The sequence below is a fragment of the Alterirhizorhabdus solaris genome (assembly GCF_007785815.1).
In the GTDB taxonomy this organism is placed as follows: domain Bacteria; phylum Pseudomonadota; class Alphaproteobacteria; order Sphingomonadales; family Sphingomonadaceae; genus Alterirhizorhabdus; species Alterirhizorhabdus solaris.
In genome coordinates this window covers 41,831-48,530 of the sequence record NZ_VNIM01000023.1, presented here as the reverse complement: position 1 = coordinate 48,530, position 6,700 = coordinate 41,831, and the positions used below count along the sequence as shown (strand labels likewise).

The 6,700-nt window shown below is 68.4% G+C and carries 8 protein-coding genes; 7 read left to right on the top strand and 1 reads right to left on the bottom strand.

All coding sequences use genetic code 11. The annotated features are described in order from the left end of the window. The first annotated feature begins 181 nt into the window (after positions 1-181). The 4 genes from FOY91_RS07905 (at position 182) to thiE (ending at position 3,608) form a co-directional block, all read left to right on the top strand. Positions 182-853: a pyrimidine 5'-nucleotidase gene (locus tag FOY91_RS07905; RefSeq protein WP_145149828.1), complete on the top strand. Its 672-nt coding sequence runs from the start codon at positions 182-184 to the stop codon at positions 851-853. 11 nt (positions 854-864) lie between these two features. After that, the gene (gene dapD, locus FOY91_RS07900; protein WP_145149843.1) at positions 865-1,701 is read left to right on the top strand and encodes a 2,3,4,5-tetrahydropyridine-2,6-dicarboxylate N-succinyltransferase; all 837 of its coding nucleotides are present in this window, start codon (positions 865-867) and stop codon (positions 1,699-1,701) included. Between the two features lie 131 nt (positions 1,702-1,832). Then, a complete protein-coding gene (locus tag FOY91_RS07895) occupies positions 1,833-2,741 on the top strand; it encodes a class I fructose-bisphosphate aldolase (protein ID WP_145149826.1) in 909 nt (302 codons plus the stop codon). A 150-nt stretch (positions 2,742-2,891) separates the two neighbouring features. After that, complete coding sequence (gene thiE, locus FOY91_RS07890; RefSeq protein ID WP_145149824.1) at positions 2,892-3,608, top strand: thiamine phosphate synthase; 717 nt, start codon at positions 2,892-2,894, stop codon at positions 3,606-3,608. Positions 3,609-3,641: 33 nt separating this feature from the next. On the opposite strand, the gene FOY91_RS07885 is transcribed toward thiE, so the two are convergent. Continuing rightward, positions 3,642-4,196, bottom strand: a complete 555-nt coding sequence (locus FOY91_RS07885; RefSeq protein ID WP_145149822.1) for a peptidoglycan L,D-endopeptidase MepK — start codon at positions 4,194-4,196, stop codon at positions 3,642-3,644. A 202-nt stretch (positions 4,197-4,398) separates the two neighbouring features. Between FOY91_RS07885 and FOY91_RS07880 the strand changes: the two genes are divergently transcribed. The 3 genes from FOY91_RS07880 to efp are packed head-to-tail and all read left to right on the top strand — an operon-like array spanning position 4,399 to position 6,560. After that, positions 4,399-5,298, top strand: a complete 900-nt coding sequence (locus FOY91_RS07880) for a L,D-transpeptidase family protein (protein ID WP_238995300.1) — start codon at positions 4,399-4,401, stop codon at positions 5,296-5,298. A gap of 25 nt (positions 5,299-5,323) precedes the next feature. Further along, positions 5,324-5,959: a M23 family metallopeptidase gene (locus FOY91_RS07875; RefSeq protein ID WP_145149818.1), complete on the top strand. Its 636-nt coding sequence runs from the start codon at positions 5,324-5,326 to the stop codon at positions 5,957-5,959. A gap of 37 nt (positions 5,960-5,996) precedes the next feature. Further along, on the top strand, positions 5,997-6,560 hold the full coding sequence (gene efp / locus FOY91_RS07870; RefSeq protein WP_145149816.1) for an elongation factor P: 564 nt from the start codon (positions 5,997-5,999) through the stop codon (positions 6,558-6,560). The last annotated feature ends 140 nt before the right edge of the window (positions 6,561-6,700 follow it).

Here is a 6,700-nt window from a genome sequence, read left to right as displayed (position 1 = left end):
CGCCGGGGGCGGGGCAGGGGTCGAATCGACTCCGCCGCCACCGCCGCCGCAGGCCGCCAGGGCGGGCAGGGTCGCCAGCAGCAGCGACAGGTTCCGGCGCGTCGTCATGGCGTATCCCCCGAACGGGGGCTCCCCAGCCCCGGTTGCCGGATGCTTGTGCCCCGGCTAGAGCGCGCTCGCAATGCTGGATGCCCTGAGCCACATCGATAGCTGGATCTTCGATCTGGACAACACGCTGTACCCGGCGTCGTGCGACCTGTTCGGCCTGATCGACCAGCGCATGACCGACTATGTCGCGCGGCTGATGGCGATGGACCGGGTGGAGGCGCGGGCGCTGCAGAAGGCGCTGTTCCACGAGCATGGCACCACCCTGTCGGGCCTGATGCGGACACATGCGATCGACCCGCACGAGTTCCTCGGCTTCGTCCACGATATCGAAATGGACGTGCTGGCCGAGGATGCCCGCGTCATCCGCTCGCTGGCGCTGCTGCCGGGCCGCAAGCTGATCTTCACCAACGGCGACGAGCCCTATGCGCGCAAGGTGCTGGCGCGGCTCGGCCTGTCGGAGAGTTTCGAGGCGATCCACGACATCCACGCCTGCGCGTACGATCCCAAGCCCAACCCGCCGGCCTATGCCGCGATGTGCGCGGCGCTGCGGGTGGAGCCGACCAGGGCGCTGTTCGTGGAAGATATGGCGCGCAACCTGAAACCGGCCAAGGCGCTGGGGATGACCACGGTGTGGGTCAACAACGGATCAGATCAGGGCGGCGAGAACGGCCCGCCCGATTACGTCGACTACGAAATCGCCGATCTGGGCGAATGGCTGGAAAGCATAACGGGGACCATCGGATGAGCGAGCAGGGCATGAGCGACCTTCAGGCGGTGATCGAGCAGGCGTGGGACGACCGCGAGGGCATCTCCTTCGGCACCACCGGCGCGGTGCGCGAGGCGGTGACGCAGGTGCTGGCCGAGCTGGATGCCGGCGGGCGGCGGGTGGCCGAGAAGGTGGACGGCCAGTGGATCGTCAACCAGTGGCTGAAGAAGGCCGTGCTGCTCTCGTTCCGCCTGAACGACAACGCGCTGGTGGACGGCGGCGCGGCCGGTGCGCCCGCGTGGGACAAGGTGCCCTCCAAGTTCGCCCGATGGGGCGAGCCGGAGTTCCGCGCCGCCGGTTTCCGCGTGGTGCCGGGCGCGGTCGTGCGTGCCGGCGCGCATATCTCGAAGGGCGTCGTGCTGATGCCCAGCTTCGTCAACATCGGCGCGCACATCGGCGAGGGCACGATGGTCGATACCTGGGCGACCGTGGGCAGCTGCGCGCAGATCGGCCGCAACGTGCACCTGTCGGGCGGGGCGGGCATCGGCGGCGTGCTGGAGCCGTTGCAGGCGAACCCGGTGGTGATCGAGGACGGCGCCTTCATCGGCGCGCGCGCCGAAGTGGCCGAGGGCGTGATCGTGGAGGAGGGCGCGGTGCTCTCGATGGGCGTCTATCTCGGCGCCTCCACCAAGATCGTCGATCGCGCGACGGGCGAGGTCTTCGTCGGCCGGGTGCCGGCCTATGCGGTGGTGGTGCCGGGCGCGATGCCGGGCAAGCCGCTGCCGGACGGTTCGGCCGGGCCGTCGCTCTATTGCGCGGTGATCGTGAAGCGGGTGGATGCCAGGACGCGCGCCAAGACCGCGATCAACGAACTGCTGCGCGACTGATCCGCCCTGGTCCCTGTCATGTCCCGGCTGTGTCAGGCGGGGATGCTGCGATGCGGCGGGGCGGATTGGCAAATCCCTGCCCGCCCGCTAACAGCCGCCATTGAAACAAACCGCTTGCCGAGGAACCCCCGATGACGCCCACCGTCAAGAGCATCCTGTCTCACTATGAGAGCGACAATCCCGGCACCAAGGCCAATCTTGCCCGCATCCTGATGCAGGGCCGGCTGGGCGGCACGGGCAAGCTGGTGATCCTGCCGGTGGATCAGGGGTTCGAGCACGGCCCGGCGCGCAGCTTCGCGATCAACCCGCCGGCCTATGATCCGCACTACCACTATCAGCTCGCGATCGACGCAGGGCTGTCGGCCTATGCCGCACCGCTCGGCCCGATCGAGGCCGGGGCGGATACGTTCGCCGGGCAGATCCCGACGATCCTGAAGGTGAACTCGTCGAACAGCTGGTCCAGCCGCGTCGATCAGGCCGTCACCGGCACGGTGGACGATGCGCTGCGGCTCGGCTGCTCGGCGATCGGCTTCACCATCTATCCCGGCTCGGACGATATCTTCGAGCAGATGGAGGAGATCCGCGAGATGTCCGCCGAGGCCAAGGCGGTCGGCATCGCGACGGTGATCTGGAGCTACCCGCGCGGTGGCGAGATTTCCAAGAAGGGCGAGCTGGCGCTCGACGTTGGCGCCTATGCCGCGCACATGGCGGCGCTGCTGGGCGCGCACATCATCAAGGTGAAGCTGCCGACCGACCATATCGAGCAGAAGGATGCGGTCGCCGCCTACAAGGACGGCGACTGGTCCACCCAGGCCAAGCGCGTGGCGCATGTGCGGCAGGCCTGCTTCGCCGGACGCCGCATCGTTGTGTTCTCGGGCGGGGCGGCCAAGGGGTCGGACGCGGTCTATCAGGACGCGCGCGACATCCGCGACGGCGGCGGCAACGGCTCGATCATCGGCCGCAACACCTTCCAGCGCCCGCGCGACGAAGCGCTGGCGCTGCTCGACAAGATCGTGCGGATCTACAAGAACGAGGAGTAAGGCCTTGCAAACCCCGGCTTTCCGGCCGGGGTAGCATGGTGATACCCTGTACGGCGGCCCCCACCGGGGCTGCCGTTTTCGTTCATACCGCCACGGTCCGTGGCGGCGCGGGGCGTTACACCGGCGCCGCAATTCGGCTAGGGACGCGGGATGACGACTTCCGAAATCCCCGATTCCCTGTCCTTCGATGACGAGACGCTGCGGCTGGACCCCGGCTTCGCCGACCGGTTCGAGCGTGATCCGCGCCGTCCGGCCTGCCAGCTCTACCTGATCTCGCCGCCCGCGATCGACGACGGTTTCGCCGATACGCTCGACGCGGCGCTGGCGGCGGGGCCGGTGGCGGCGTTCCAGCTACGCCTCAAGGGGCTTGACGATCATGCGGTGGCGGCGCTGGCCGGACCGGTGCAGGTGGTGTGCCGCAAGCATGACGTGGCGTTCATCGTCAACGACAGCATCGGCCTGGCCAAGCGGTTGGGCGCGGACGGCGTGCATCTGGGGCAGGACGACGGCGATCCGCGCGCCGCGCGCGACGCGCTGGGCAAGGATGCGCAGATCGGCGTGACCTGCCACGACAGCCGCCATCTGGCGATGGAGGCCGGTGAGGCGGGGGCGGATTACGTGGCGTTCGGCGCTTTCTATCCCAGCACCACGAAGGAGGCGAAGCATCGGCCGGAGCCGTCGATCCTCGGCTGGTGGTCCACGCTGTTCGGTATTCCCGGCGTGGCGATCGGCGGCATCACCGCGGACAATGCGGCCCCGCTGGTGGCGGCGGGCGCGGATTTCATCGCGGTGTGCGGCGCGGTGTGGAACCACCCGGACGGCGCGGCCGCCGGCGTCGCCGCGTTCGAGGCCGTACTGGCCGGCTGACCCTGCCCCGCCCTCAGTGGGCGGGAACGGCACCTACCAGGTACGCACGCGTCCGGTATCGACGTGGACGAAGCCGTCGCGCGGATAATAGCCGACGCCGCCCATCTGCGCGGACATCGCCGCCAGCCGCAGCCGGTCCAGCCCGATGCCGGGGAGCGCGATGTCGGTCGCCTTGCCCAGCATGTGCTGGCTCTTGCTCGCCACGCCGGTGTGCTCGCCACCACGTGCGCGCAGCGAGGCGTTGGTGTGCGGCGAGCGATAGCCTGAGATCAGATCGAACGTGCGGCGCGGGCTCACCCCCAGCCGGTCCCGGATTTCAGCCAGCAGATTGAACAGGTTGGGGTCCATGTTGGTCGTGTCGCCGGTGCGCCAGTCCCGCAGGCCGTGGTTGAGTTCCGCCAGCCCCTGGGGGTCGAAGCGGCCGTTGGCGAAATAGCGCGCATCCACCCGGTCGTTGGTGTGGACGTTACGGAAGGCGAGACGCCGCTCCGGAATCGCGGCAAGGGCGGGGGTGTCGATCAGGGCGGCGCCGCCCAGCGCCAGGGCGCCGAAAAACAGCCCGCGACGGCTCAAGGTCGTATCGGTCATTCTCACCTGTCGGAAAGAAAAGGGGGGTTCCAGCGTTCGCTGGTGACAGGGAACCTTATAGGGGAAAACACTGATGAAAACGATAATGGTTGCAAGGGCCTGTCTCGCGACGGCCACGGCTTGCCTCATCGGTGGTCCCGTTTTCGCCCAATCGCCGCCCGTCGCCGCTGCGTCGGCAACGCCGGGAATCGATCTGACGATCATGCACGTGCAGGTTCTGCTCGATCACCTCGGATTCGGGCCGGGTGTGATCGACGGCAGGAAGGGCGCATCGCTGAAAGGCGCGCTGGTCGGCTTCCAGACCGCGAACAAGCTGCCGAAGACCGGCGAGATCGACAAGGCGACGCTTGCCGCGCTGAATCCCTATCGGGAGGTTCGCCCCGTGCTCGAGGTCGTGCTGACCGAGGCCGACGTCGCCGGGCCGTTCGTCGGCGCGATGCCGAAGGATCCGGCCGAGCAGGCCAAGCTGCCGGCGATGGCCTATCAGAACGCGACGGAGAAGCTGGCCGAGCGGTTCCACACCACGCCCGCCACGCTGATCGCGCTCAACGGCCCGGATGCAAAGGTGGTAGCCGGCGCGAAGGTGCGGGTGCCGGGGATCACCGTCGCCTCCACTGCCTATGCCGAGACGCTGAAGCCCGAATGGAAGCAGACGCTGGCGAGCCTTTCGGTCGATGCGCGGCAGCCGACTGCGAAGCATGTCGTCGTCGACAAGTCCGATGGCGTGCTGCGCGTATACGATGCCGAGGAGAAGCTGGTCGCCCAGTTCCCCGCGACGATGGGCAGCAAGCATGATCCGCTGCCGATCGGCACGTGGAAGATCCAGGGGGCGGCGTACAATCCGCCGTTCCACTACAACCCGACCCTGTTCTGGGATGCGGACAGCAAGGACGAAAAGCAGCTGCTGAAGCCGGGACCGAACGGGCCGGTGGGCGTTGTGTGGCTCGATCTGAACAAGCCGCACTACGGCATCCACGGCACCCCCAGCCCGGAGACGATCGGCCGCGCCGAAAGCCACGGCTGCATCCGCCTGACCAACTGGGACGCCGCCCGCCTTTCCTTGATGGTGAAGCCGGGCACCGAGGCGAAGTTCCAGCCGTGAGGGATGGCATGACGGAGGCGCGCCGATGACGCGGTTCGGCAAATGGTTCGCCGGTGCGATCGTGCTGGTGGTGGCGCTGCTCGTGATCGGCCTGCTCATGCCGCGACAGGCGCGGGAGGTCGGTACCGGCGACGGGAAGCCGGTCGTGGCGGCGCCGGCTCCGCCTGCGGAGGCGGCGGAGGAAGACCGGCCCGGCCCCGCCATCCTCGCGGCCTCCGGGCTGACGGTGCCGGTCGCCGGCGTGCGACCGGCCGATCTGGTCGACACGTTCGGCGATCCGCGCGGGGAGGGCGGCTCGCGCGGCCACGGCGCGCTCGACATCATGGCGCCGCGCGGCACTCCTGTGCTGGCGGCGGCGGACGGGCGGGTGGAAAAGCTGTTCGAAAGCGACCTCGGTGGCCACACCGTCTACATCCGCTCGCCTAACCGGCGGAACGTCTATTATTACGCACACCTCGATACCTATGCGCCGGGCGTGCGCGAGGGGGTGGCGGTGCGCGCCGGCCAGCGCATCGGCACGGTCGGGTCCACCGGCGACGCCAATCCGACCGCGCCGCACCTGCATTTCGAGATCAAGCGGGTGACACCGGACGAGGCGTGGCACGAGGGGCGGGCGATCAATCCATACCCGCTCCTTGCGGGCAGGGCGGCCGGGGGCTAAGGGGCACGCCGGCTCTTTTCCAATTCGCGAGACAGGCATGAAGATCAGCGGCGTGGACATTCGTCCCGGCAACATCATCGAGTATGAAGGCGGCATCTGGCGTGCGGTGAAGATCCAGCACACCCAGCCCGGCAAGGGTGGCGCCTACATGCAGGTCGAGATGAAGAACCTGATCGACGGCCGCAAGAACAACGTGCGCTTCCGTTCCGCCGAAAGCGTCGAGCGGGTTCGGCTCGACACCAAGGACTTCCAGTTCCTGTTCGCCGATGGCGACGCGCTGACGTTCATGGACAAGGACAATTACGACCAGATCACCCTCGATCGCGGCGTGCTCGGTGATGCCGCCGCCTTCCTGCAGGACGGCATGGACGTGGTGATGGAACTGTACGACGAGCGTCCGATCTCGGTGCAGCTGCCCGACACGATCGAGGCGCTGATCGTGGAGGCCGACGCGGTGGTGAAGGGGCAGACGGCGTCTTCCTCCTACAAGCCGGCGGTGCTGGAAAACGGCGTGCGCGTGATGGTGCCGCCGCATATCGGTGCCGGCACGCGGATCGTGGTCGACGTCTATGCCCAGGAATATGTCCGCCGCGCCGACTGAGGCCGGGCGGACGGGACGGTCAGCGTCGCCGTCCGCCCGATCCGCCGGCCCGGCCGGCGAGCGAAGTCCGGCCGACGACGCGGGCTTTGCCCGCGACGCCTGACAAGCCTGTTCCGGCGCGCTGATCGCGCGCACCCACC

What these genes read in the sequence shown, in the direction of transcription:
- FOY91_RS07905 (WP_145149828.1), top strand. Translation starts at nt 182, where the DNA reads ATGCTGGATGCCCTGAGCCACATCGATAGCTGGATCTTCGATCTGGAC.
- dapD (WP_145149843.1), top strand. Translation starts at nt 865, where the DNA reads ATGAGCGACCTTCAGGCGGTGATCGAGCAGGCGTGGGACGACCGCGAG.
- FOY91_RS07895 (WP_145149826.1), top strand. Translation starts at nt 1,833, where the DNA reads ATGACGCCCACCGTCAAGAGCATCCTGTCTCACTATGAGAGCGACAAT.
- thiE (WP_145149824.1), top strand. Translation starts at nt 2,892, where the DNA reads ATGACGACTTCCGAAATCCCCGATTCCCTGTCCTTCGATGACGAGACG.
- FOY91_RS07885 (WP_145149822.1), bottom strand. Translation starts at nt 4,196, where the DNA reads ATGACCGATACGACCTTGAGCCGTCGCGGGCTGTTTTTCGGCGCCCTG.
- FOY91_RS07880 (WP_238995300.1), top strand. Translation starts at nt 4,399, where the DNA reads ATGCACGTGCAGGTTCTGCTCGATCACCTCGGATTCGGGCCGGGTGTG.
- FOY91_RS07875 (WP_145149818.1), top strand. Translation starts at nt 5,324, where the DNA reads ATGACGCGGTTCGGCAAATGGTTCGCCGGTGCGATCGTGCTGGTGGTG.
- efp (WP_145149816.1), top strand. Translation starts at nt 5,997, where the DNA reads ATGAAGATCAGCGGCGTGGACATTCGTCCCGGCAACATCATCGAGTAT.